Below are 23,946 nucleotides of genomic sequence, written 5' to 3'. Positions count from 1 at the left end.
CGCACTACAGGAGGCCGAACAGTCGAGAGGGTGATCCGGTAGGAGGTGGCGAGTCTTGTTTCTCGGTACCTATACCCCACGACTGGACGACAAAGGGCGACTGACGTTGCCTGCGAAGTTCCGGGACGAGCTGGCGGGAGGGTTGATGGTCACGAAGGGACAAGACCACAGCCTTGCCGTATACCCCAAGGACGAGTTCACCGCGCTCGCGCGGAGAGCCGCGGCTGCTTCCCGGTCCAATCCGCAGGCTCGGGCATTCGTCCGGGCCTTGGCGGCTTCCACCGATGAGCAGCGGCCCGACGCACAGGGCCGGATCGTCTTGTCGGCCGAACACCGCCGCTACGCCAATCTCTCGAAGGATTGCGTGGTGATCGGCTCGGTCGACTTCCTCGAGATTTGGGACAAGACGGCGTGGGATTCCTACCTCGCCGAAAATGAGGAGGATTACTCGCAGGCCAGAGACGAGTCGCTGGGCGGGATTTTCTAACCCCGCAGCGAGGCGAGTGCCCTGCGGCCTCTGCCCGACACCGACCCTGACGTACTTCCCCAACGCCAGGTGCGGTGCTTCGGTCAGAGACCACGGGGCATTGGCCTTAGCACTGAAACGTCTTCGGTATCGACAACTTTCGGTATCGGCACGGTCAGTGAAAGTCCGAATCGCAAGCGACCCGTGCGGCCGTGCGAATGACGTGAGGCAGGAATTCCGGGAGGTCCGAGTGCACCGAGACAATGACGGCCCCCGCCATGTTCCGGTCCTCCTGCATCGAGCCGACGAAATCCTCGGTCCCGCACTGCATTCCGACGGCGCGGTGTACCTGGACTGCACGCTCGGGCTCGGCGGTCACGCCGAATACTTCCTGCGGACCTACCCCAACATCCGCCTGGTCGGCCTGGATCGCGACACCGCCGCGCTGAAGCTGGCCGGTGAGCGACTACGCCCGTTCCAGGACCGAATCACCCTGGTGCACACCCGCTATGACGGCATCGCCGACGCGCTCGAGCAGGCCGGGTTGCCCGCCAAGAGCTCGGTCGCCGCGATCCTGATGGACCTGGGCGTGTCGTCGATGCAGCTGGACGAGGCCGATCGTGGTTTCGCCTACTCCGTCGACGCGCCGCTGGACATGCGGATGGATTCCAGCACCGGCCCCACCGCCGCCGACATCCTCAATACCTACGGTCACGGTGAGCTGGCCCGGGTGCTGAAAACCTATGGCGAGGAACGGTTCGCGGGCAAGATCGCCTCCGAGGTGCTGCGCCGTCGGCAGCGCACCCCGTTCACCACCAGCGCCCAGCTGGTGGAGTTGCTCTACGACGCGATTCCGGCCGCGGCCCGCCGCACCGGCGGTCATCCTGCCAAGCGGACCTTCCAGGCGCTGCGGGTGGAGGTCAACCGGGAGCTCGAATCTCTGGAGGCGGCATTGCCCGCCGCGCTGGACGCGCTGGCGCCGAGCGGCCGCATCTGTGTCATGAGCTACCAGTCCCTCGAGGACCGGGTGGTGAAGATGGAGCTGGCCAAGCGGTCGGCGTCCCGGACACCGATCGATCTGCCGGTCGAATTGCCGGGCATGGGACCGGAATTCAGGATTCTGACCCGCGGCGCGGAGAAGGCGACCGAGCAGGAGATCGAGGAAAACCCGCGGGCCACCCCGGTGCGCATGCGGGCGGCCGAACGGATCGCAGGGGAGGACCGGTCATGAAGGCACGGCGACGTCGGATACCAGGGTGGCGGACCGAAATCGGGGTCGCCCTATGACCATTCGGACGCAGATGAAGGCGGCGGGCCGGGGGGCTCGGCGCGTGCAGGCCGCCGAACGCGTGAAATCGGGTGCGGCGCAGCGGGCCTACGCCAAGCGGCGCAATCGCGAAGGCGGGAGCGAACTTCCGGGGGTGCGGCGCGGCCGCCGCAGCGATCGGATCCCGCGTGGCCGAATGCCGTTCGTGGCCAGCATCATCGCGCTGCTGGGCTGCGGCCTGGCGCTGACCCTGCTGCTCACCACCCGGGCCACCGAGGACAGCTATCGGCTGGGTGATCAGCGGGCGGCCAATCAGGTGCTCTCCGACGAACGTGACGCACTGCAGCGCGAGGTGGCGGGCGCGGACTCGGCGCCCGAATTGGCCCAGCGCGCCGCGGAACTCGGCATGATCCCGGCCAAGGATCCGGCCCGACTGCTGGTCGCTCCGGACGGTTCGGTGACCGTGGTCGGCAATCCGCTTCCCGCGCAGGGCAATCCGGTGCCGCCGCTGAACACCACCCCGGCCGCGCCGTCGGCGGTCCCGAAGCCCGGTCAGAGCCAGGGCGAGCGGGTGGTCCCGGCGACCACCGCGCCCGCGGCCCCGACCACCACCCCGGCCAATCCGGTTCCGGCACCGCAGACTTCGGCGGCGCTGCCGGTGCCGCAGAACCCGCAGGTCCAGGCGAACGGAGCCCCGCGATGAGCGCGGGCCGCCCGTTCGCCGGGTCGGGAGTCCACGCATGAGCCCTTCCCGCGCCGGGCGCGGGCGGGACACCGGCCGGGGCCGGTCCGACTCGGGCCGGTCGCGGGCGGCGGCCATCGGCCGGGCTCGAACCGATTCGGGCCGAGCCGGTTCGGGACCGGGACGGCAGTCCAGACCACGGCCCGCTCCGGGCCCGGACGCCTCGACACGCTTCCGGTTCGGGGCGGGTCGCCTCGTGATGCTGGTCGCGCTCGCGGTGGCCGCCATCCAATTGCTCTGGGTGCAGGCGGTTTCCGCGCCGACACTGTCGGCCGAGGCGGCCAGTCAGCGCACCGTGAACCTGCCGGATCCGGCGACCCGCGGCCCCATCCTGGACCGCTACGGCAAGTCGCTGGCCTTCACCATCGCCGCCAAATCGCTCACCTTCCAGCCGGTGCGGGTGCGCAAGGATCTGGCCGACGCCTATGCGGCGCAGCCGAAGACGGCGCCCAACCCGGACGACCGGCTGGCCGACATCGCCAAGTACATCCACGACAAGCTCGGCAACGACGCGCCCGAGAAGGACGTTCTCGACAAGCTGAAGAGCGACGATCCGTTCGTGTACCTGGTGCGCAACGTGGATCCGCGGGTCGCCGCCGACATCAGCCTGAAGTACAAAGAGGTCGGCGCGGAACGTCAGGACATGCGCGAGTATCCGGGTGGCTCGCTGGCCGCCAACGTGATCGGCGCGACCGGCTGGGACGGGCACGGTCAGATCGGCCTGGAGTCGTCGATGGACGCGCTGCTGGCCGGTTCGGACGGTTCCCTCACCTACGACCGCGGTTCCGACGGCGCGGTGATCCCGGGTTCGTGGCGCGACCGCCAGCCCGCCGTGAACGGTTACGGCGTTGAGCTGACCCTGGATTCGGATCTGCAGTACTACGTGCAGCAGCAGGTGCAGCAGGCCAAGGATCTCTCCGGCGCGGGCGCGGCCTCGGCCGTGGTGCTGGATGTGCGGACCGGTCAGGTGCTGGCCATGGCCAACGACTCCACCTTCAATCCGGGTATGGGACCGCAGTTCTGGTCGACCTCGGATCTGGGCAACCCGTCGGTGCAGGAGGTGTACGAGCCGGGTTCGGTGAACAAGATCGTCACCGCGGCCGCCGCCATCGAATACGGCGTCACCACTCCCGATGAGGTGCACCAGGTTCCGGGCAGCATCAATATGGGTGGTGTCACCGTGCACGACGCGTGGGAGCACGGCGTCGCGCCGTACACCACCACCGGCATCTTCGGTAAGTCCTCGAACGTGGGCACGCTGATGCTGGCGCAGCGCGTCGGCGAGGACCGCTGGTTCGACATGGTCAAGAAGTTCGGCATCGGTCAGCGCACCGGTGTCGGCCTGCCGGGTGAGAGCGCGGGCGTGCTGCCCGCCCGGGATCAGTGGTCGGGTTCCACCTTCGCGAACCTGCCCATCGGCCAGGGTCTTTCGATGACCACCCTGCAGATGACCTCGATGTATCAGGCCATCGCCAACGACGGCGTGCGGATACCGCCACGCATCGTGAAGGCCAAGATCGCCCCCGACCACACCCGCACCGAGGAGCCGGCCCCCGACAGCGTCAAGGTGGTCAGCCCGCAGACGGCGCAAACACTGCGGCAGATGTTCGAGGCCGTGGTGCAGAAGGATCCGCGCGGCATCCAGAGCGGCACCGGCACCCCGGCCGGGATCGAGGGCTATCAGGTGGCCGGTAAGACCGGCACCGCGCAGCAGATCGATCCGAAGTGCCGCTGCTATTCCAGCGACCGCTACTGGATCACGTTCGCGGGAATGGCCCCGGCCGACAACCCGCGCTATGTGATCGGCATGATGCTGGACGCGCCGGTGCGCAGCTCCGACGGCAGCGGTGGTGGATCGAGCGCGCCACTGTTCCACAGCATCGCCTCGTGGCTGTTGCAGCGCGATCGCATTCCGCCCTCGCCGCCCGCCAAACAGCTGATTCTGCAGGCGAGTTAGAGCAGAGGACGGATGGTCGTGACGTACACCGCCACCGGCGTGTGCACCGGCGGGTGACCGAACCGCGCCGTGCCGCGAGTCCGGCGATCGAACACAGGTAACCTGACTCGTCGATCCGAGTCCTTTGGTCGGATTCATCGATATGACAGCCATCCCGGAGAGGAGCTTCGTGCCCGCGCAGTCCAGCCCGCAGGATCTCAGGCCCGCCACCAACGCGGCGACCACCCTGCGCACGGTTGCCGAGTTGACGGGGGCGCGAGCGCTGCCGTCGTCGGTGCCGGTGGAAGATGTGCAGGTCACCGGGATCGAGCAGCGCTCCAACGCGGTGCGTCCGGGGGATCTGTTCGCCGGTCTGGCCGGATCGCAGGCGCACGGCGCGCGGTTTGCGCACGACGCGGTCGAGCGTGGCGCGGTCGCGGTGTTCACCGATGCGGCGGGCGCGGAGGTCATCGGCGCGATCGGGGTGCCGGTGCTGGTGCACGATGCCCCGCGGTCGGTGCTCGGCGAATTGTCCTCGGCCCTCTACGGTGACCCGTCTCGCAAACTCCGCATCATCGGTATCACCGGCACTTCCGGCAAGACCACCACCTCGTATCTGGTGGAGACGGGTCTGGCGGCGGCGGGGCTGCGGACCGCGCTGATCGGCACCATCGAGACCCGCATCGGCGGCAACCGGGTGCCCTCGGCGCTCACCACCCCCGAGGCCCCGCAGTTGCACGCCATGTTCGCGCTCATGGTCGAGCAGGGTGTGCAGGCCGTGGTCATGGAGGTGTCGAGTCACGCGCTGGCGCTGGGCCGGGTGGACGGCGTGGATTTCGCGGTCGGCGCGTTCACCAATCTCTCCCAGGACCACCTCGACTTCCATCGCGACTTCGAGGACTATTTCGCCGCCAAGCGCCGCCTGTTCATTCCCGATGACGCGGCCACCGCCGCGCACGCGGGCCCGTCGGTCGCCGCGCACACCGCGGTGATCTGCGTGGACGATCAGTGGGGGCAGCGCCTGGCCGGTGACGTATCCGCTTGCCTCGCAGGCGAATCCGGTGATACCACCGGCCGGTTGCGCACGGTGGCGACCCGGGCCGGGATTTCGGCCGACTGGCGGGCCGGTACGGCCCTGGCCGGGGCGGGCGGCACCCAGGAGTTCACCGCCGCGGGGCCGGACGTCGATGTGGATGTGCGACTGCGGCTTCCGGGCGCGTACAACGTCGCCAACGGCCTGCTGGCCGTGGCGGTGTGCGCGGCGGCCGGAGTGGATGCGAGCGTCGCCGCGGCGGCGCTCGCCGAAGTGGATGTACCCGGGCGCATGCAACGGGTGGATCGAGGCCAGGATTTCCTGGCCGTGGTGGACTACGCGCACAAACCGGCGGCGATCGAATCGGTCGTAGCCACCTTGCGCACGTGGATCACCAACCAGGGGGCGGGACGTTTGGCGGTGGTGGTCGGTGCGGGCGGTGATCGCGATGCCGGGAAGCGGCCCCTGATGGGGGCGGCGGCGGCACGCGGCGCGGACCTGACGATCATCACCGATGACAATCCGCGCAGCGAGGATCCGGCGGTCATTCGCGCCGCCGTGCTCGCCGGGGCCGATACGGTCCCGGGCGCGGAACGAGGTGAGGTCCGGGAGGTGGGGGACCGGGCGGCCGCGATCCGGACCGTCGTCGACTGGGCACAACCCGGTGACGTGGTGCTGATCGCGGGCAAGGGACATGAGACAGGGCAGGAGATCGCAGGCGTGAAGCAGCCGTTCGACGACCGCGAGGTACTCGCGGCCGCCCTGTCGGAAAAGACGAGGGACCTGACGCATTCATGATCGAGATGACTTTGCGGGAGCTGGCGGAGGTCGTGGGCGGCACGCTGCACGACGTCGCGGACCCCGAGGCGAAGGTCACCGGATCGGCCGAATTCGATTCGCGCCGAATCGGTTCCGGTGACCTGTTCCTGGCGCTGCCGGGTGAGCACGCCGACGGCCACGACTTCGCGGCCAAGGCGGTCGCGCAGGGCGCGGTCGCGGTGCTGGCCGCTCGGCCGGTCGGGGTGCCCGCCGTCGTGGTGACGCCGCGCCCCGGCAACACCCGCGCCATCGCACTGGCCCACGACAGCGACGGCTCCGGCGCGGCGGTGCTCGACGCGCTGGCCGCGCTGGCCCGCGCCAGCGTCGAGCGACTGGTCGCCGCGGGCACGCTCACCGTGGTCGGCGTGACCGGCTCCTCCGGCAAGACCTCCACCAAGGACCTGCTGGCCGCGGTGCTCGCGCCGTTGGGATCCGTTGTGGCCCCGCCCGGTTCGTTCAACAACGAGCTCGGCCACCCGTGGACCGCGCTGCGCGCCGACGCTTCGACCCGCTTCCTGGTGCTGGAGCTCTCCGCGCGCGGACCCGGACATATCAAGGCGCTCACCGAGATCGCGCCGCCCAATGTCGGCGTGGTGCTCAATGTGGGCACCGCGCACCTGGGCGAGTTCGGCAGCCGCGAGATCATCGCGCAGGCCAAAGGTGAACTGGTGGAAGCGCTTCCGGCCGACGGGGTGGCGGTGCTCAACCTCGACGACCATCTGGTCGCCGGGATGGCTCCCCGCACCCGCGCCCGCGTCGTGACCGTCGGACTCTCCGGCGAGGCCGACATCCGCGCCACCGACGTGGTGCTCGACGACCAGGCCCGCGCGGGCTTCACCCTGCACCACGGCGGCGAGAGCGTCGCCGTCCAGCTGGCCGTGCACGGCGAACACCAGGTCGGCAACGCGCTGTCCGCGGCCGCCGTCGCCCTGCAGCAGGGTGCGGACCTGGCCACCGTCGCCGCCGCGCTCGCCGGGGCCACCGCCGCGTCCGCGCGCCGCATGGACGTGCGCACCCGCGCCGACGGCGTCACCGTCGTCAACGACTCCTACAACGCCAACCCGGACTCGGTGCGCGCCGCCCTCAAGGCGCTGGTGACCATGTCCCGCGCCGGGGACACCCCGCGCCCCAGCTGGGCGGTGCTCGGCGAAATGGGTGAACTGGGCGAGGAATCCGTGCTCGAACACGACCGGATCGGCCGCCTGGTGGTGCGCCTGGACGTGGACCGCCTGGTGGTGGTCGGCGCGGGCCGCCCGGTGCGCGCCCTGTTCCAGGGTGCGGTGCAGGAGGGTTCCTGGGGTGAGGAGGCGATCCACGTCCCCGATATCGAGACGGCCATCGCGCTGCTCGACGCGGAACTCGAACCCGGCGCCGTGGTGTTGGTGAAGGCCTCGAAATCCGTTGGCCTGTGGACGGTTGCCGAGCATCTTCTCGATGCCGCGCAGGAGGCCGCGCGATGACCCAGATCCTATTGTCGGCCGCCATCGCGCTGGCCGTCTCCATCCTGCTGACGCCCGTGGTGATCCGCTATTTCGCCAAACAGGGCTTCGGACAGGAGATCCGGGTCGACGGCCCGGAGAGCCACAAGGCCAAGCGCGGCACCCCCACCATGGGCGGCGTCGCCATCATCATCGGCATGTGGGCCGGATACCTCGGCTCGCACCTGATCTCGATGACCTACGGCGAGCCCGGCCCCTCGGCCTCGGGCCTGCTGGTGATGGGCCTGGCCACCGCGCTGGGCTGCGTCGGCTTCCTCGACGACCTGATCAAGCTGCGCAAGGGCCGCAACCTGGGCCTGACCGCGGCGGGCAAGTACATCGGCCAGCTCACCGCCGCCATCGTGTTCGGCGTGCTGGCACTGCAATTCAAGAACAGCCACGGCATGACGCCCGGCGACAAGCACCTGTCCTACACCCGCGACATCTCCACCATGTCGATGGGCGTGGTGATCTTCCTGGCGTTCGTCTGCTTCGTGGTGGTGGCCTGGTCCAACGCGGTCAACCTGACCGACGGCCTGGACGGTCTCGCGGCCGGTTCCATGAGCCTGGTGCTGGGCGCGTACATGATCATCACCTTCTGGCAGTGGCGTAACTCGTGCTCCACGCGCGCCATCGCGGGCTGCTACTACGTGCGCGATCCGCTGGATCTGGCGCTGGTGTGCGCCGCCGGTGGTGCCGCGTGCATCGGCTTCCTGTGGTGGAATGCCGCGCCCGCCAAGATCTTCATGGGCGATACCGGATCGCTGGCGCTGGGCGGCATGCTCGCGGGCCTGTCCATCACCACCCGCACGGAACTGCTGATGATCGTGATCGGCGCGCTCTTCGTCGCCGAGGCGGCGTCGGTGATCCTGCAGGTGGCGGTTTTCCGGACCACCCGTAACCGATTGTTCAAGATGGCCCCGTTCCACCATCATTTCGAATTGAGCGGCTGGGCCGAAACATCGGTGATCATCAGGTTCTGGCTACTCGCCGGCATGGCATCGGCGATCGGTCTGGGTCTGTTCTACAGCGAATACCTCTCTGCGGCAGGGTGAGTGAGCAATGTCCGAACATTCTCCGAGGGTCCTGCGATCGCCGGGCCCCATGCTCGAATTCCTGCGTGGCCGTGATGTTCTCGTCGCCGGTTGGGGCGTCTCCGGACGTTCGCTGATCGAGCCGCTCCAGGACATCGGCGCACGCCCAGTGGTCACCGACGGTGGTGAGAAGGCGCTCGCGGAGGCCGCCGAACTCGGCCTCGGCACCGCCACCTGTGCGGACCTGTTGCAGCCGGACGCGCTGCGCCGGTTCGCGCTGGTCATCACCAGCCCCGGCTGGCGACCCGACTCCCCGGTGCTGGTCTCGGCCGTCACCGAGGGCATCCCGGTGTGGGGTGACGTCGAGTTCGCGTGGTGGGTGGATCAGGCCCGCATCTACGGCCCGGTCCGCAAGTGGCTGGTCATCACCGGCACCAACGGCAAGACCACCACCACCCAGATGACGCACTCGATCCTGCGCGCCGCCGGAATCCCCAGCGTGGCGTGCGGCAATATCGGGCTGCCCATCCTGGATGCGTTGCGGCGCAACCCCGGTCCGCAGATCCTGGCCGTCGAGCTGTCCTCGTTCCAGCTGCACTGGGCACCCTCGGTGCGCCCGGAAGCGGGCGTGGTGCTCAATGTGGCCGAGGATCACCTGGATTGGCACGGCGGGCTGGATGCCTATGCCGCCGCCAAGGCGCGGGCGCTCACCGGCCGGGTCGGCGTGGTCGGCCTCGACGATCAGGTCGCGGCCGCGCTGGCGCGAAAGTCCAAGGCGCGCCGCACCGTCGGCTTCCGCATCGGTGTCCCCGCCGACGGTGAACTCGGTGTGGTCGACGGCAAGCTGCTCGATCGCGCCTTCACCAAGGCCGCGATCCTGGCCGAGGTCGGCGACATCAGCCCGCAGGGTCCGGCCGGAGTGGCCGACGCGCTGGCCGCGGCCGCGCTCACCCGATCCATCGATGTGGCCCCGCAATTCGTGAAGGAGGGCCTGCAGGAACATCGTGTCGGCCCGCACCGCGCGGCTCATGTGCGGGAACTGGCCGGGGTCGAGTTCGTCGACGACTCCAAGGCCACCAACCCGCACGCCGCGCGCTCCTCGATCCTGGCCCACCCCAACGTGATCTGGGTGGCGGGCGGTCAGCTCAAGGGCGCGGGCGTCGAGGACCTCATCGAGGAAACCCGCGAACACCTGGTCGCCGCCGTGCTCTTCGGTCAGGACGCGGCGGTGATCGCCGCCGCACTCGCGCGACACGCCCCCGATGTCCCAGTGGTGGAGCTGAATTCGGGGGACGATGCTCGAATGGGTGACCCCTTCACCGAGATCGAGCCGGATGCGGTGATGGCGCGCGCGGTTCGTGTGGCGGCCGGGTTCGCTCATCGCGGCGACACCGTGCTGCTGGCTCCGGCCGCGGCCTCACTGGACATGTTCGCCGACTACACGCACCGCGGGCGCAGCTTCGCCGCCGCCGTGCAGGCCCTGGACGAGAAGGACATCGGGAGAACCGAATGACGACCGCCACGCCGCGCCGGGCCGCCGACCGCGGCCCGCGCCGCGTGCGCATGGCCTGGTTCGGCGCGTGGCTGGCCCGCCCGCTGGCGTCGTTCCACCTGGTGGTCGCGATCGCGGTGCTGCTCACCGTGACCGGACTGGTCATGGTGCTCTCGGCGTCGAGCGTCGAATCGTATGTCGGTGACGGATCGGTGTATTCGCTGTTCTACACCCAGGCGACGTTCGCGGTGCTGGGCGCGCTGCTGTTCTATATCGCGCTGCGGGTGCCGATGCGGGTGATGCGGCAGCTGTCGTTCCCGGTGTTCGCGATCTCGGTGGTGATGCTGGTGCTGGTGCTGATCCCCGGCATCGGCTCCGAGGTGCAGGGTTCGCGGCGCTGGTTCGACCTCGGCTTCGTGTCGGTGCAGCCGTCGGAGATCGCCAAGGTCACCCTGGTGGTGTGGGGCTCGCACCTGCTCGCCTCCCGGCAGACCGAAAAGGCCGGGTACAAGGACATTCTCATGCCGCTGGTGCCCGCCGGGCTGCTGGTGTGCTTCCTGGTGGTGCTGGAACCCAACCTGTCCACCACCATCGCGCTGGGCATCGTGCTGACTTCGCTGCTGTGGTTCGGTGGGCTGCCGCTGCGCATGTTCGCCACCATCGCGGTCTCCGGCGGCGTGGCGGCCGCGATCCTGGCGTTGTCGGCCGGATACCGCTCCGACCGCATGCGCGCCTTCTTCAATCCCGGCGACGATCCGCAGGGCATCGGCTATCAGGCGCGGCAGGCCCAGTTCTCGCTGGCCGACGGCGGCATCTGGGGACGCGGGCTGGGACAGTCGCGGGCCAAGTGGAACTATCTGCCCAACGCGCACAACGACTTCATCTTCGCCATCATCGGCGAGGAGCTCGGGTTCCTCGGATGTGCGCTGGTGCTGGGGCTTTTCGCGCTGTTCGTCTACACCGGCCTGCGCATCGCGTCGCGCTCGGTGGATCCGTTCATCCGACTGCTGACCGCCTCGGCCACCACCTGGATCACCGGGCAGGCGCTGATCAACATCGGCTACGTGGTGGGTCTGCTGCCGGTGACCGGTCTGCAGCTGCCACTGGTGTCGGCGGGCGGTTCGTCGCTGGCCATCACCCTGCTCATGTTCGGCATCATCGCCAATGCCGCCCGCCACGAACCCGAGGCGGTGGCGGCCCTGCACGACGGGCAGGACGGGCGCTTCAGCAAGCTGCTGCGACTGCCCATCCCCGAAATCTATTCCCCCGCACGGGCACAGGCCGCGCGCGCCCGGGCGAAGGCGAAAGCCAAACCGAAGCCCAAGGTCAAGGCGAGTCCGCAGCGACGGGCGCTGCCGCCGTCCCGCGGCCGGGACGGATCGGATCCGCGACGCGCGGTCGACTCGGACACGGCCCGGCGCGGCAGCACCAGCCGCTCGACCGAATCCTGGCGCGGCACCCGGGCCTGGGAACCCAGCTATCCCACCAAACACGCGAGAGAACGAGGTAATTCGAGGTGAGGCTGCGGGCCGGGAAAGGGGCAGTGCGCATCGTGACGGAGGTGGCGGGACGATGACCGAGGCAGCGGATACCGACCGGACCGGCGGCTCGATGACCGAGCAGCAGACCGATCTACCCGAACATCTGCGCCGCGTGCACATGATCGGCATCGGCGGTGCGGGCATGTCCGGCATCGCGCGCATCCTGCTCTCCCGCGGCGGCATGGTCTCCGGCTCGGACGCCAAGGAGAGCCGCGGCGTGCTCGCCCTCAAGGCGCGCGGCGCGCAGGTGCGCATCGGCCACGACGCCAACGCCCTCGACCTGCTGCCCGGCGGGCCCACCGCGGTGGTCACCACCTACGCCGCCATCCCCAAGACCAATCCCGAACTGGTGGAAGCACATCGGCGCGGCGTGCCGGTGCTGCTGCGCCCGGCGGTGCTGGCCTCGCTCATGCAGGGCCACAAGACGCTGCTGGTGTCGGGCACCCACGGCAAGACCTCCACCACCTCGATGCTGGTGGTCGCGCTGCAGCACTGCGGGCTCGACCCGTCCTTCGCGGTCGGCGGAGAACTCAACGAGGCGGGCACCAACGCCCACCACGGCACCGGCGGCATCTTCGTGGCCGAGGCCGACGAGAGCGACGGCTCGCTGCTGCAGTACGCGCCGGACGTGGCCGTGGTGACCAATATCGAATCCGACCACCTGGACTACTTCGGCACCGACGAGGCCTACGTGCAGGTCTTCGACGACTTCGTGGACCGCCTCGAACCCGGCGGGAAACTGGTGGTCTGCGTCGACGATCCCGGTTCGCTCGGGCTGGCGCTGCGCTCGGTGGCGAAACTCGCCGAGGATCCGCGCGGCATCGAGGTGATCGGTTACGGCTCCATCGATTCCGCGACGGCCGGGGTGCCGGTCGGCGCGCAACTGCTGTCCTTCGAACCGCGCGACGTCGGCGGTGTCGCGGTGTTCCAGCTCTCCGACGAACCGGCCGCGCGCACGCTGCGGCTGTCGGTGCCCGGTCGGCACATGGCGCTCAACGCGCTCGGCGCCCTGCTGGCCGCCCGCGCCGCCGGAGCCGATATGGGCGAGATCATCCAGGGGCTGGAGGGTTTCGGCGGTGTGCACCGGCGCTTTCAGCTCACCGGACGCGAGAACGGCGTGCGGGTCTTCGACGACTACGCCCACCATCCGACCGAGGTGCGCGCGGTGCTCTCCGCCGCCGCCGAACTGGTGGCGCAGGAGGCGCGCGACGGCGCCCGCTCGCGGCAGGGCCGGGTCATCGTGGTCTTCCAACCCCACTTGTACAGTCGCACCGCCACTTTCGCGACCGAGTTCGGCATCGCGCTGTCGCTGGCCGACGAGGTGGTCGTGCTCGACGTGTACGGCGCGCGCGAGGAACCGCTGCCCGGGGTGAACGGTGCGCTGGTGGCCAACGCGGTCACCAAACCCGTGCACTACCAACCGGATATGTCGCGGGTCGGCAAACAGGTGGGCGCGCTCGCCCGCCCCGGCGACGTGGTGATCACCATGGGCGCGGGCGATGTCACCATGCTGGGCAGCCAGATTCTCGACGGGCTGCGCGCGCGACCCTCGCACGGGCGGTGAGCGAGAAGTGAGTTCGGGTGGGGGAGACCGGGATCAGCCGGACACCGAGGCTGAGTGGGACGACGAGCCGCTCGCGGACGACACCGCGGCCGAGGTCGATCCGGACGCCGCGGCGGCCGCCAGGCGGGCGCGGCTGCGCCGAGGGCGTGCGCCGCGCCGGGAATCACGGGTGACGATCGCCTGGCGGTCGCCGCTGGTGCGGATCGGCGTCGCGGCCGGTTTCGTGCTGCTGGTGGCGCTCGGCCTGGTCGCCTATTTCACGCCGGTGCTGGCCGTGCGCACCGTGCGGGTCGACGGGCTGGTCGCGGTGCCCGAGCAGCAGGTGCTCGACGCGTTGCAGATGCCCGAGGGCCGTTCGATGCTGCGGCTGGACACCAACCAGCTGGCCGAACGGGTTTCGCGGCTGCCCAAGGTCAGATCGGCGCGCGTGCAGCGGGTTTTCCCGTCGAGCGTGCGGGTGACCGTGGTGGAGCGCAGCGCCGTGCTGTACTTCGAGTCTCCGGACGGGACGCACCTGCTCGATTGCGACAGCGTGGAATTCGCGATCGAGCCGCCGGGACCCGGTGTGCCCAAGCTGGTCACCGATCATCCGGGCGGGGACGATCCGGTCACCCGGGCCGCGGTCGCGGTGATGGCTGCCATACCGGTCGGTCTGCGAGATCAGGTGGGCGTGGGAGCGGTTGTCGCCCGCTCGGTTTCGGATATTGCCCTGGAGTTGCGCGATGGCCGTACTGTGCTGTGGGGTGGAACCGTGGACTCCTCGCGCAAGGCGGCGGTGGTCGGACCGCTGCTTTCCCAGCCGGGCAAGGTATTCGATGTTTCGAGTCCGAATCTGGTCACGGTAAAGTGAGCCGTACCCATTGGGCCACCGAAATTTTCGGTGGTTTGCCGGAAGGGCACCGTCGGTTCCGATCTCGGCACCGGTGGGCAACCGTCCACGATACGATGCCCAGGTGGGCCGGACGAGGGGAATCACACAAGATTCTGTCACTCGTCGCGGCGCGCCTGCGCTAGTAACGCGGTGGCTGCGAATACCGTTCGGCACCAGTCGGATACTTGACATAACGCTGAACCTATGGTTGAGGGTTTATCGGACCGAGATCAAATCGGGTCGACGCCAAGAAACCCGCGCACGATGAGTATCCGAAGACGACAAGCTGTTTCAGATCGAAGGAAGGCGAGAGCCCATGACGCCCCCGCACAACTACCTTGCTGTGATCAAGGTCGTCGGTATCGGCGGCGGCGGCGTCAATGCCGTCAACCGGATGATCGAACAGGGACTCAAGGGAGTCGAGTTCATCGCCGTCAACACCGACGCGCAGGCGTTGCTGATGAGTGACGCGGACGTGAAGCTCGATGTCGGCCGCGAACTCACCAGGGGTCTGGGCGCCGGCGCCGATCCGGAGGTGGGCCGCAAGGCCGCCGAGGACCACAAGGACGAGATCGAGGAAGTGCTCAAGGGCGCCGACATGGTCTTCGTGACCGCGGGCGAGGGCGGCGGCACCGGCACCGGCGGCGCGCCCGTCGTCGCGGGCATTGCCCGCAAACTCGGCGCGCTCACCATCGGCGTTGTGACACGGCCGTTCTCGTTCGAGGGCAAGCGCCGCAGCGGCCAGGCCGAGGCCGGCATCCAGGCGCTGCGCGAATCCTGCGACACCCTGATCGTCATCCCCAACGACCGGCTGCTGCAGCTCGGCGACGCGGCCGTCAGCCTGATGGACGCCTTCCGCTCGGCGGACGAGGTGCTGCTCAACGGTGTTCAGGGCATCACCGACCTGATCACCACCCCGGGTCTGATCAACGTCGACTTCGCGGACGTCAAGTCCGTCATGTCCGGCGCGGGCAGCGCCCTGATGGGCATCGGTTCCGCACGCGGCGAAGGACGTTCGGTGAAGGCGGCCGAGGCGGCCATCAACTCGCCGCTGCTGGAAGCCTCCATGGACGGCGCGCACGGCGTGCTGCTCTCGATCGCGGGCGGCTCGGATCTGGGCCTGTTCGAGATCAACGAGGCGGCGTCGCTGGTGCAGGAGGCCGCGCACATCGAGGCCAACATCATCTTCGGCACGGTCATCGACGATTCGCTCGGCGACGAGGTCCGGGTCACCGTGATCGCGGCCGGTTTCGACGGCAGCGGCCCGGCCCGGCGCATCGAGCCCGCGGTCGGCCGCTTCGGCAGCAGCAACACCGCCGCGTCGACCGCCAGTGCGTCGGCCGGATCCGTCAGTCGCGGAACCGATTACACCCCGGCCCGCGCCGCGGAGCCCGCCCCCGCCGCCCGGCCCGAGCCCGCCCCGGCCCCCGTCGCCCCGGCCCCGCCGGTGGTGGAACGCGGTCCGGTGCCGTCCTACGGCGCCCAGCGCCCGGCCTCGGTGGATCCCACCATCGGCCACAACTCCCGCACCCACATCGAGCCGCCGGACGACGACGATGTGGATGTCCCCTCCTTCATGCGCCGGGGATAACTCCCCGCATCGCATCCGGATCGGCCTTGCGCCCGCTCCTTTCGGAGCGGGCGCTCCGCGTTTGTCGTGTGGACAACCCTGAGTTTGTCCTGTGGATGACTCCGCGTTCGTCGTGCTGCTGTGGGGTTGCCGTCGAGTGGCCACTACCCTCGACGGCATGACTTCTGCTGCACCGGTTTTCCGGACCAGACGCGTGGTGACGACGCGGGCCGGTGGCTTCTCGACCGCGCCGTACGACTCGTTCAATCTCGGAGACCACGTCGGCGACGATCCGGAAGCCGTGCGGCGCAATCGTGTTCGGCTCGCGGAGAACATCGGGATGGCTCCGGAGCAGCTGGTCTGGATGGAACAGATCCACGGCCGCAATGTCGAGATCGTGGACGGACCGCGCGCCGAGCCGGTGCCCGCCACCGACGCGCTGGTTACCGCACGGCGTGATCTGGCACTGGTGGTGCTGACCGCGGACTGCGTGCCGATCCTGCTGTCCGACGACGAGGCGGGCGTGATCGCCGCCGTGCACGCGGGCCGGATCGGGGCGAGAATCGGCATTGTGCCCAAGGTGATCGAGGCGATGGTGTCGGTCGGCGCGCGTGCCGAGCGCATCGGCGCCTTCCTCGGCCCGGCGGCCAGCGGTCGCCAGTACGAGGTGCCCGCCGCCATGCGCGCCGATGTCGAGGCGCATCTGCCCGGCAGTGCGACCACCACCGCCAAGGGCACCCCCGGTCTGGATCTGCGCGCCGGGATCCGCCGTCAGCTCGAGGCGGCGGGCGTGAGCGGGGTGGCGGTGGACCCGCGCTGCACCATCGAGGACAAGACGCTCTTCTCACATCGACGCGGCGCGCCGACGGGACGACTCGCCGGTGTGATTTGGATGTCATCCGAGGGGGTTCGAGAATGATCGAAAGTTCCGCCGCCGCAGCGGGATCCGATGCGGCGCAGGTCACTGTGCGCGAGGATCGCACCGCGCAGCTCTCGGCATCACTGTCAGCACTCGTTCAGCGTATCGACGCAGCGTGTGCCGCCGCGGGCCGCGAACCGGGATCGGTCCGGCTGCTGCCGGTGACCAAGTTCTTCCCCGCCTCGGATATCGAGATCCTCTATAACCTGGGCCGCCGTGAGTTCGGTGAGTCCCGGGAGCAGGAGGCCGGGGACAAGGTGGCGCAGCTGAGCCAACTGTCTCAGATACGCTGGGAGTTCATCGGGCGGCTGCAGCGCAACAAGGCAAAAGCCGTTGCACGCTGGGCCGATACCGTTTATTCGGTCGACAGCGACCGGCTGGCGACCGCACTCGAAGCGGGCACTCGGGCGGCCCTGGACGATGGTTCCCGAGACACTCCCTTGCGTGTGCTGCTACAGGTGAGTCTGGACGCCGATCCGACCCGCGGCGGCGTCCGTGACCAGGCGCTGCGGGCGCTCGCCGATCAGGTTGCGGGCGCAGAATCATTGCAGCTCGCGGGCCTGATGGCGATCCCGCCGCTGGACGTCGAGCCGGATGCCGCATTCGAGCAACTTGCCCGCATCCACACCGCGCTGTTGCGCGAACATCCCCAGGCCAGCGTGCTGTCCGCGGGAATGTCGGGGGACCTGGAGGCAGCTGTCCGGCACGGTTCCACCTGCGTGCGTGTCGGTACTGCCTTGATGGGCGCGCGACCGATAACCTCGGCGTAGCAAAGAAACCTCACCAGTCACACATGAAACATATGCTTGGTGTCTGACGAGGACTGAGCAGGACAACACCCCAGGCCAACCGGGGCCGAAGGAAGGTCGACCAGATGAGCACGCTGCACAAGTTCAAGGCGTACTTCGGGATGGTTCCGCTCGAGGATTACGAAGACGACTATGTAGACGATCGCGGTCCGGCCCGGAGTGCCGCCGACGACCGCGCTCAGCCGCGTCGTCCCCGGCCCTACGCCGAACGGGAGCGCGACTACGACCGGTACGGCGAGGACCGCTACGACGACGAGCCCGCCTACGGCGAGCCCGCGTACAAGGCGCCCTATAAGCCCGCCTACAGCGCCGCCCGCCGTGACGACTACGCCGAGGAGCGGGAACGCGACCGCTACGACGCCGACGATCGCTACGAGCCGTCCCGTCGTCCCACCCGGATCGAGACCGCACCGTCGAGCCGCACCCGGACCATGGGCGGCGGCAGCGCGCCGATGGTGCGTGGCACGACTCGCGGCGCACTCGCCGTCGACACCGAGGCCGAGCGGCGAATGGAAGAGCTGCGGGCCGAGGAGCGTCGCCTCGAGGCGGCCAGCCGTCCCCAGATCTTCGCGGACGGAGGACCCTTGTCCAAGATCACCACGCTGCGTCCGCGCACCTACGCCGAGGCCGCCATCATCGGTGAGCGTTTCCGGGACGGCACCCCGGTGATCATGGACCTGGTCGAGATGAGCAACTCCGACGCCCGCCGCCTGGTGGACTTCGCCGCCGGACTGGCCTTCGCGCTGCGTGGTTCGTTCGACAAGGTCGCGACCAAGGTGTTCCTGCTCTCGCCCGCCGACGTCGACGTCTCCGCCGATGAGCGTCGCCGCCTGGCCGAGAACGGTTTCTACAACCAGAAGTGAGCCCGACCCTCTGACCGGGGCGCACCTGAGCTGGGGAAGTTCAGGAGCACGCCGACCGTGACGAGGGTGGGGACCTGCCCGGAGTGTGCCAGGGCCCGGCGTCCATCGCCGAAAGCACGCAGTGGCAACGACTTTCGTTGCGTCAACGGGGGTTGCGAAAAATTCGCTGGGGGATTTCCACACTCGCACTGACCAGGGCCATAGCCCGGCTGCGAATCTTGCGTCCTTGCTCTCACTGCACCCGCCCCTCACCCTCACTTCCGCACGCCCACTGGCAAACGGCGGTACTCCTACCCGTCTACCTGCATGTTCGCGGCCCGTCACGTTCTGGACTGAGTGGAGCGGGGGAGCGAAGCGGCGGAGCGGAGGGAGGGAAGAACGTGACATGAGGGGCCGCGAACCCGCCCGCAGCGAAGCGGAGGGCAGAAGGCGCGGCCGAAAGTACCGTGTTTCTATTTTGACGATCTTCAGTCTTCAGGCAGAGTGGTGCGGTGGCCCTGTTCCAGGTGTTGAACCTACTGCTGTTCCTCTTCTGGCTGCTGCTGATCAGCCGAGTGATCGTCGAGTTCATCCGCAGCTTCGCGCGCGACTGGCGTCCGACGGGCTTCGTCGTGGTCATCCTGGAGGTGGTCTTCACGATCACGGATCCTCCGGTGAAACTCCTGAGGCGTTTGATACCCCCAGTGAATCTTGGGGGAATTAGGCTCGATCTGTCGATTATGGTCCTGCTGTTTATCGTGTTCATCCTGATGTCGATCACGGGCCAGCTAGGGCAGTCGGTAGCTCAGGTGTGACAGAATGGCACGAAAGAATGCTTGCCCAGATCTACCGCTAGATCTCCATACGAAGCGTGAAGGGATCGTTCCATGCCGCTGACCCCCGCCGATGTTCATAACGTCGCGTTCAGCAAACCACCGATCGGGAAACGCGGATACAACGAGGACGAAGTAGACGCCTTCCTCGACCTGGTCGAGCAGGAGCTTTCCCGCCTCATCGAGGAGAATGCCGATCTGCGGCAGCGCGTTGCCGAGTTGGATGCCGAGCTTTCGGACGCCAAGAAGAACCGGGGCCCCGCGGTCCAGCAGGTGAAGGCGCCGATCGCGCCGGAGCCGATCAAGGCCGCTCCGCCCGTGCCCCCCGCGCCCATGCCCGCCCCGGTGCCGGTCGCCCCGATCAAGCAGGACGCGCCCAGCGCGGACGCGAATCTGCAGGCCGCCAAGGTCCTTTCGCTGGCTCAGGAAATGGCGGACCGACTCACCTCGGATGCCAAGACCGAGGCCGAGCAGCTGCTCTCCAACGCGAGAGCCAACTCCGAGCGACTGGTCAGTGACGCCCGCACCCGTTCCGAAGCGATGATCGCCGACGCCCGTCAGAAGGCCGAAGCCATGCTGTCGGACGCGCAGACCCGTTCGGATTCACAGCTGCGCCAGGCCAAGGAGAAGGCCGACGCCCTGCAGGCCGACGCCGAGCGCAAGCACACCGAGATCATGGCCACCATCACCCAGCAGCGCAGCGTGCTGGAGAGCCGCATCGAGCAGCTCAAGACCTTCGAGCGCGAGTACCGTGTGCGCCTGAAGTCCTACCTGGAATCGCAGCTGGAGGAGCTGGAGAACCGTGGTTCGGCGGTCCCGGTCGATGGCGGCGAGTTCAACGAGGGCGCGCAGGGTAACGGAGCACTTCTCAAGGGCAGCAAGTAAAGTCGTACATACGGCCACTGTTGTCGCGCCGGATGGGGTGCTCGCCCCGTCCGTCCGGCATCGTCGCCAACCTTTCGCAGCCGACTCCGACGGTTACCGCCGTCGAAGCAACACGAGGGGGTGGTGCACTTGCTCGTCATGACGCTTGCGCTGGCGGCCGTCGGCTTCGGCCTGCTGGTGACCGCGCTGACCACCGGTTCGGTGCTCTGGGCGTGGGGCTGCATCATCGTGTGCGTGATCGGCGCGGTGCTGCTGCTGGTCAGTGCGTTGTCATTGCGGACCGATGAGGAGGACACGTCCTCGCGGCCCGGTGGCAGACACGCGAAGCATTAGGGATGGGGGGGAAGGGTCCCGGGGAATATCCACTGGACCCGTCCCGCTAGACTTTCAGTAGTCAGGCGGCGTTGATCCGGCCATCACCGGGGAGTCTTCGGAAGAACGGCGGTCCTCCTCCGGGGGGATGCTCAGTAGAACCGAACGGGTGAGCCCGTCACAGCTCGCAACGAGAGGTTCGGTCGCACAAGGGTTTCCGCCCTTGCCAGGCCGGACAAGCGGGGTGGTACCGCGGTTACGGCGCACCGGCGTCGGCATCGTCCCCGTGCCCATGGATGGCACGAGGAGACGGAGACGCCGCGATGGCGGAAGAGACGACCACCCGAAACGCGTACCCCCGTGTAGATCTGAGCCGGACCAGCGGTCAGGTGTCCTTCCCTGAGCTGGAGCAGCGGGTCCTCGACTACTGGGCGGCCGACGACACCTTCCGGGCCAGCATCGAGAACCGTTCTGATGCACCGGAATTCGTCTTCTACGACGGTCCGCCGTTCGCGAATGGCCTGCCGCACTACGGCCATCTGCTGACCGGATACGTCAAGGATTTGATCCCACGATTTCAAACGATGCGCGGCAAGAAGGTCGAACGCCGTTTCGGCTGGGATACTCACGGCCTGCCCGCGGAAATCGAAGCCGAGAAGCAGCTCGGTATCACGGACAAATCACAGATCGATGCCATGGGGCTCGCGGAATTCAATGCCGCGTGCAAATCCTCGGTACTGCGCTACACCGGTGAGTGGCGTAACTATGTCACGCGCCAGGCGCGCTGGGTCGACTTCGACAACGACTACAAAACCCTCGACCTCGACTTCATGGAGTCGGTCATGTGGGCGTTCAAGTCGCTGTACGACAAGGGCCTGATCTATCAGGGCTTCCGGGTGCTGCCCTACAGCTGGTACGAGCAGACCCCGCTGTCGAATCAGGAAGCGCGACTGGACGACTCCTACCGGATGCGCCAGGACCCCGCGGTCACCGTGGACATGGCGCTGCGGGTTCCGGCCGATCATCCGCTGCACGTCCTCGACGGCGCGAACGCCCTGATCTGGACCACCACCCCGTGGACGCTGCCGTCCAACCTCGCGATCGCCGTGCATCCGGACGTCACCTACGCCCACATCCAGGGCAAGGACGGCAAGCGGTATGTGCTTGCCGCCGAGCGGGTGTCGCACTACACGCGCGAGTTCGGCGAGGAACCGCAGGTGCTCTCCGAGCATTCGGGTGCGGCGCTGGCGGGCCTGGACTACCTGCCGCCCTTCGACTTCTTCCTGGGTCACCCGAAGGCGCACCGCGTGCTGACCGCCGACTACGTGACCACCGACTCCGGTACCGGCATCGTGCATCTCGCGCCTGCCTTCGGTGAGGAGGACATGGATGTCGCCACCGCCAACGGGATCGAGATCGTGCAGCCCCTCGACGCGGGCGGCAAGTTCACCTCGCAGGTGCCGCCGTACGAGGGCCTGATGGTCTTCGACGCCAACCCGGTCATCATCAAGGACCTCAAGGCGTCCGGAAAGCTGTTGCGGCACGAGACGATCGAGCACTCGTACCCGCACAGCTGGCGTTCGGGTCAGCCGCTGATCTACATGGCGGTGCCGTCCTGGTTCGTGGCGGTCACCAAGTTCCGCGACCGCATGGTGGAGCTCAACCAGGAGATCACCTGGGTTCCCGAGCACATCCGCGACGGCCAGTTCGGCAAGTGGCTGGAGAACGCGCGCGACTGGAACATCAGCCGAAATCGCTACTGGGGCGCGCCGATCCCGGTCTGGGTCTCCGATGATCCGGCCTACCCGCGCGTGGACGTGTACGGCTCCCTCGACGCGCTCGAGCATGACTTCGGCACGCGTCCGGACGATCTGCACCGGCCGATGATCGATGATCTGGTGCGCCCGAATCCCGATGACCCGACCGGGAAGTCGATGATGCGGCGCACCCCCGAGGTCCTCGACTGCTGGTTCGAGTCGGGTTCGATGCCGTACGCGCAGGTGCACTACCCGTTCGAGAACAAGGAGTGGTTCGAGGGCGCGGGCGACCAAGCTCCGCACAGCCCCGGCGATTTCATCGTCGAGTACAACGGTCAGACCCGCGGCTGGTTCTACAACCTGCACGTGCTCTCGACCGCGCTGTTCGACCGTCCGGCGTTCAAGTCGGTTGTGGCGCACGGCATCGTGCTCGGCGACGACGGCCTGAAGATGTCGAAGTCCAAGGGCAACTACCCGGACGTCAACGAGGTCTTCGACCGTGACGGCTCCGACGCCATGCGCTGGTTCCTGATGGCGTCGCCGGTGCTGCGCGGCGGCAACCTGATCGTCACCGAGCGCGGCATCCGTGAGGGTGTCGGGCAGGCGCTGCGGCCGCTGTGGAACGCGTGGACGTTCCTGCAGCTGTACGCGACTCAGCCCGGCGAGTGGCGCACGGACTCGAAGAACGTTCTCGACCGCTACATCCTGGCGAAGCTGGCGCAGACCCGCGACGTGATGACCGACGCGTTCGAGGTCTACGACATCGCGACCGCCTGCGACGAACTGCGCACCTTCGCCGACGCGCTCACCAACTGGTATGTGCGCCGGTCGCGTTCGCGGTTCTGGGAGGAGGACCGCGATGCCATCGACACCCTGCACACGGTGCTCGAGGTGACCACCCGGCTGGCCGCCCCGCTGCTGCCGCTGCTGTCGGAGGTCATCTGGCGCGGTCTCACCGGTGAGCGCTCGGTGCACCTGACCGACTGGCCGAGTGCCTCCGAGCTGCCCGCCGATCCGGAGCTGGTCTCCGCGATGGATGAGGTCCGCACGGTGTGCTCGACGGTGCTGAGCCTGCGCAAGGCGCAGAATCTGCGTGTGCGCCTGCCGCTTTCGGAGGTCACGGTGGCTGCCGCCGATGCCGAGCGGCTGGCGCCGTTCGCGGATCTGGTGGCCGACGAGGTGAACGTCAAGCGTGTCGACCTCACCTCCGATGTGGCCGCGCACGGCCGCTTCGAACTGGTCGTCAACGCCCGCGCCGCCGGTCCCCGCATCGGCAAGAACGTGCAGGCGGTCATCAAGGCGGTCAAGGCCGGAGACTGGAGCGAGGCCGCCGACGGCACCGTCACCGCCGCCGGAATCGCGCTGCTGCCCGAGGAATACACGCAGCGTCTGGTCGCCGCCGAACCCGAGTCCACCGCCGCGCTGCCCGGCAATGCCGGTCTGGTGGTGCTGAATTCGGTGGTCACCGAGGAGCTGGAGGCCGAGGGCTGGGCCCGCGACCTCATCCGCGACCTGCAGGAGACCCGTAAGTCGTTGGGGCTGGACGTCTCCGACCGCATCACCGTGGTCCTCGACGTCCCGGCCGAGCGGCTGGGCTGGGCGGAGACCCACCGCGACCTGATCGCCGGTGAAGTCCTCGCCACCGCACTGACTTTCGGTGCGACCGGCGCGGACGCGGCCGAGATCGTCGGCGGCGTCAAGGTGTCGATCACCAAGGCGTAGTCGAAGCAGCGACGCGGGGGCGGGGCCGATTCGGCTCCGCCCCTTTGTCGTTCG

19 protein-coding genes are annotated in these 23,946 nt (G+C 68.4%); all 19 read left to right on the top strand.

The window, feature by feature from the left end:
• The first annotated feature begins 55 nt into the window (after positions 1-55).
• The 19 genes from mraZ to ileS all read left to right on the top strand — a co-directional run bounded on the left by mraZ (position 56) and on the right by ileS (position 23,892).
• Complete coding sequence (mraZ, locus tag OG300_RS19875) at positions 56-487, top strand: division/cell wall cluster transcriptional repressor MraZ (RefSeq protein WP_405498089.1); 432 nt, start codon at positions 56-58, stop codon at positions 485-487.
• Between the two features lie 229 nt (positions 488-716).
• Entirely contained in the window at positions 717-1,697 is a 981-nt protein-coding gene (gene rsmH / locus OG300_RS19870; protein ID WP_405498087.1) for a 16S rRNA (cytosine(1402)-N(4))-methyltransferase RsmH, read from the top strand.
• 52 nt (positions 1,698-1,749) lie between these two features.
• Positions 1,750-2,436 (top strand): hypothetical protein, encoded by a 687-nt coding sequence (locus OG300_RS19865; RefSeq protein ID WP_405498085.1) that lies wholly within the window; start codon positions 1,750-1,752, stop codon positions 2,434-2,436.
• A 37-nt stretch (positions 2,437-2,473) separates the two neighbouring features.
• On the top strand, positions 2,474-4,432 hold the full coding sequence (locus OG300_RS19860) for a peptidoglycan D,D-transpeptidase FtsI family protein (RefSeq protein WP_405498083.1): 1,959 nt from the start codon (positions 2,474-2,476) through the stop codon (positions 4,430-4,432).
• A gap of 142 nt (positions 4,433-4,574) precedes the next feature.
• Positions 4,575-6,242 (top strand): UDP-N-acetylmuramoyl-L-alanyl-D-glutamate--2,6-diaminopimelate ligase, encoded by a 1,668-nt coding sequence (locus tag OG300_RS19855; RefSeq protein WP_405498081.1) that lies wholly within the window; start codon positions 4,575-4,577, stop codon positions 6,240-6,242.
• Complete coding sequence (murF, locus tag OG300_RS19850) at positions 6,239-7,723, top strand: UDP-N-acetylmuramoyl-tripeptide--D-alanyl-D-alanine ligase (protein ID WP_405498079.1); 1,485 nt, start codon at positions 6,239-6,241, stop codon at positions 7,721-7,723. Before OG300_RS19855 ends, murF begins: the two co-directional genes overlap by 4 nt.
• Entirely contained in the window at positions 7,720-8,796 is a 1,077-nt protein-coding gene (mraY, locus tag OG300_RS19845) for a phospho-N-acetylmuramoyl-pentapeptide-transferase (protein ID WP_405498077.1), read from the top strand. Before murF ends, mraY begins: the two co-directional genes overlap by 4 nt.
• A 49-nt stretch (positions 8,797-8,845) precedes the next feature.
• Positions 8,846-10,288 (top strand): UDP-N-acetylmuramoyl-L-alanine--D-glutamate ligase, encoded by a 1,443-nt coding sequence (gene murD / locus OG300_RS19840; RefSeq protein ID WP_405498605.1) that lies wholly within the window; start codon positions 8,846-8,848, stop codon positions 10,286-10,288.
• Positions 10,285-11,787 (top strand): putative lipid II flippase FtsW, encoded by a 1,503-nt coding sequence (ftsW, locus tag OG300_RS19835; RefSeq protein ID WP_405498075.1) that lies wholly within the window; start codon positions 10,285-10,287, stop codon positions 11,785-11,787. The genes murD and ftsW overlap by 4 nt, the downstream gene beginning before the upstream one ends.
• Positions 11,788-11,878: 91 nt before the next feature.
• Complete coding sequence (gene murC, locus OG300_RS19830; protein ID WP_405498604.1) at positions 11,879-13,372, top strand: UDP-N-acetylmuramate--L-alanine ligase; 1,494 nt, start codon at positions 11,879-11,881, stop codon at positions 13,370-13,372.
• Between the two features lie 7 nt (positions 13,373-13,379).
• Positions 13,380-14,222: a cell division protein FtsQ/DivIB gene (locus OG300_RS19825; RefSeq protein WP_405498073.1), complete on the top strand. Its 843-nt coding sequence runs from the start codon at positions 13,380-13,382 to the stop codon at positions 14,220-14,222.
• Between the two features lie 337 nt (positions 14,223-14,559).
• Positions 14,560-15,834 carry a cell division protein FtsZ gene (gene ftsZ / locus OG300_RS19820; RefSeq protein ID WP_405498071.1) on the top strand — a complete coding sequence of 425 codons (1,275 nt, stop codon included), beginning with the start codon at positions 14,560-14,562 and terminating at the stop codon, positions 15,832-15,834.
• A gap of 157 nt (positions 15,835-15,991) precedes the next feature.
• On the top strand, positions 15,992-16,732 hold the full coding sequence (pgeF, locus tag OG300_RS19815) for a peptidoglycan editing factor PgeF (protein ID WP_405498069.1): 741 nt from the start codon (positions 15,992-15,994) through the stop codon (positions 16,730-16,732).
• Positions 16,729-17,502 (top strand): YggS family pyridoxal phosphate-dependent enzyme, encoded by a 774-nt coding sequence (locus OG300_RS19810; protein WP_405498067.1) that lies wholly within the window; start codon positions 16,729-16,731, stop codon positions 17,500-17,502. Before pgeF ends, OG300_RS19810 begins: the two co-directional genes overlap by 4 nt.
• A gap of 104 nt (positions 17,503-17,606) precedes the next feature.
• Positions 17,607-18,404, top strand: coding sequence for a cell division protein SepF (gene sepF, locus OG300_RS19805; RefSeq protein ID WP_405498065.1), 798 nt, complete (start codon positions 17,607-17,609; stop codon positions 18,402-18,404).
• A 491-nt stretch (positions 18,405-18,895) separates the two neighbouring features.
• Positions 18,896-19,198 carry a YggT family protein gene (locus OG300_RS19800; RefSeq protein ID WP_405498063.1) on the top strand — a complete coding sequence of 101 codons (303 nt, stop codon included), beginning with the start codon at positions 18,896-18,898 and terminating at the stop codon, positions 19,196-19,198.
• Between the two features lie 72 nt (positions 19,199-19,270).
• Complete coding sequence (locus OG300_RS19795; RefSeq protein ID WP_405498061.1) at positions 19,271-20,101, top strand: DivIVA domain-containing protein; 831 nt, start codon at positions 19,271-19,273, stop codon at positions 20,099-20,101.
• A 129-nt stretch (positions 20,102-20,230) separates the two neighbouring features.
• Positions 20,231-20,434: a hypothetical protein gene (locus OG300_RS19790; protein WP_405498603.1), complete on the top strand. Its 204-nt coding sequence runs from the start codon at positions 20,231-20,233 to the stop codon at positions 20,432-20,434.
• A 302-nt stretch (positions 20,435-20,736) separates the two neighbouring features.
• Positions 20,737-23,892: an isoleucine--tRNA ligase gene (gene ileS / locus OG300_RS19785; protein WP_405498060.1), complete on the top strand. Its 3,156-nt coding sequence runs from the start codon at positions 20,737-20,739 to the stop codon at positions 23,890-23,892.
• The last annotated feature ends 54 nt before the right edge of the window (positions 23,893-23,946 follow it).

It is taken from the genome of Nocardia sp. NBC_00511, from assembly GCF_045161165.1.
Classification (GTDB): domain Bacteria; phylum Actinomycetota; class Actinomycetes; order Mycobacteriales; family Mycobacteriaceae; genus Nocardia.
Note: the sequence above shows the minus strand (reverse complement) of the source record. Positions and strands in the feature narration are given on the sequence as shown.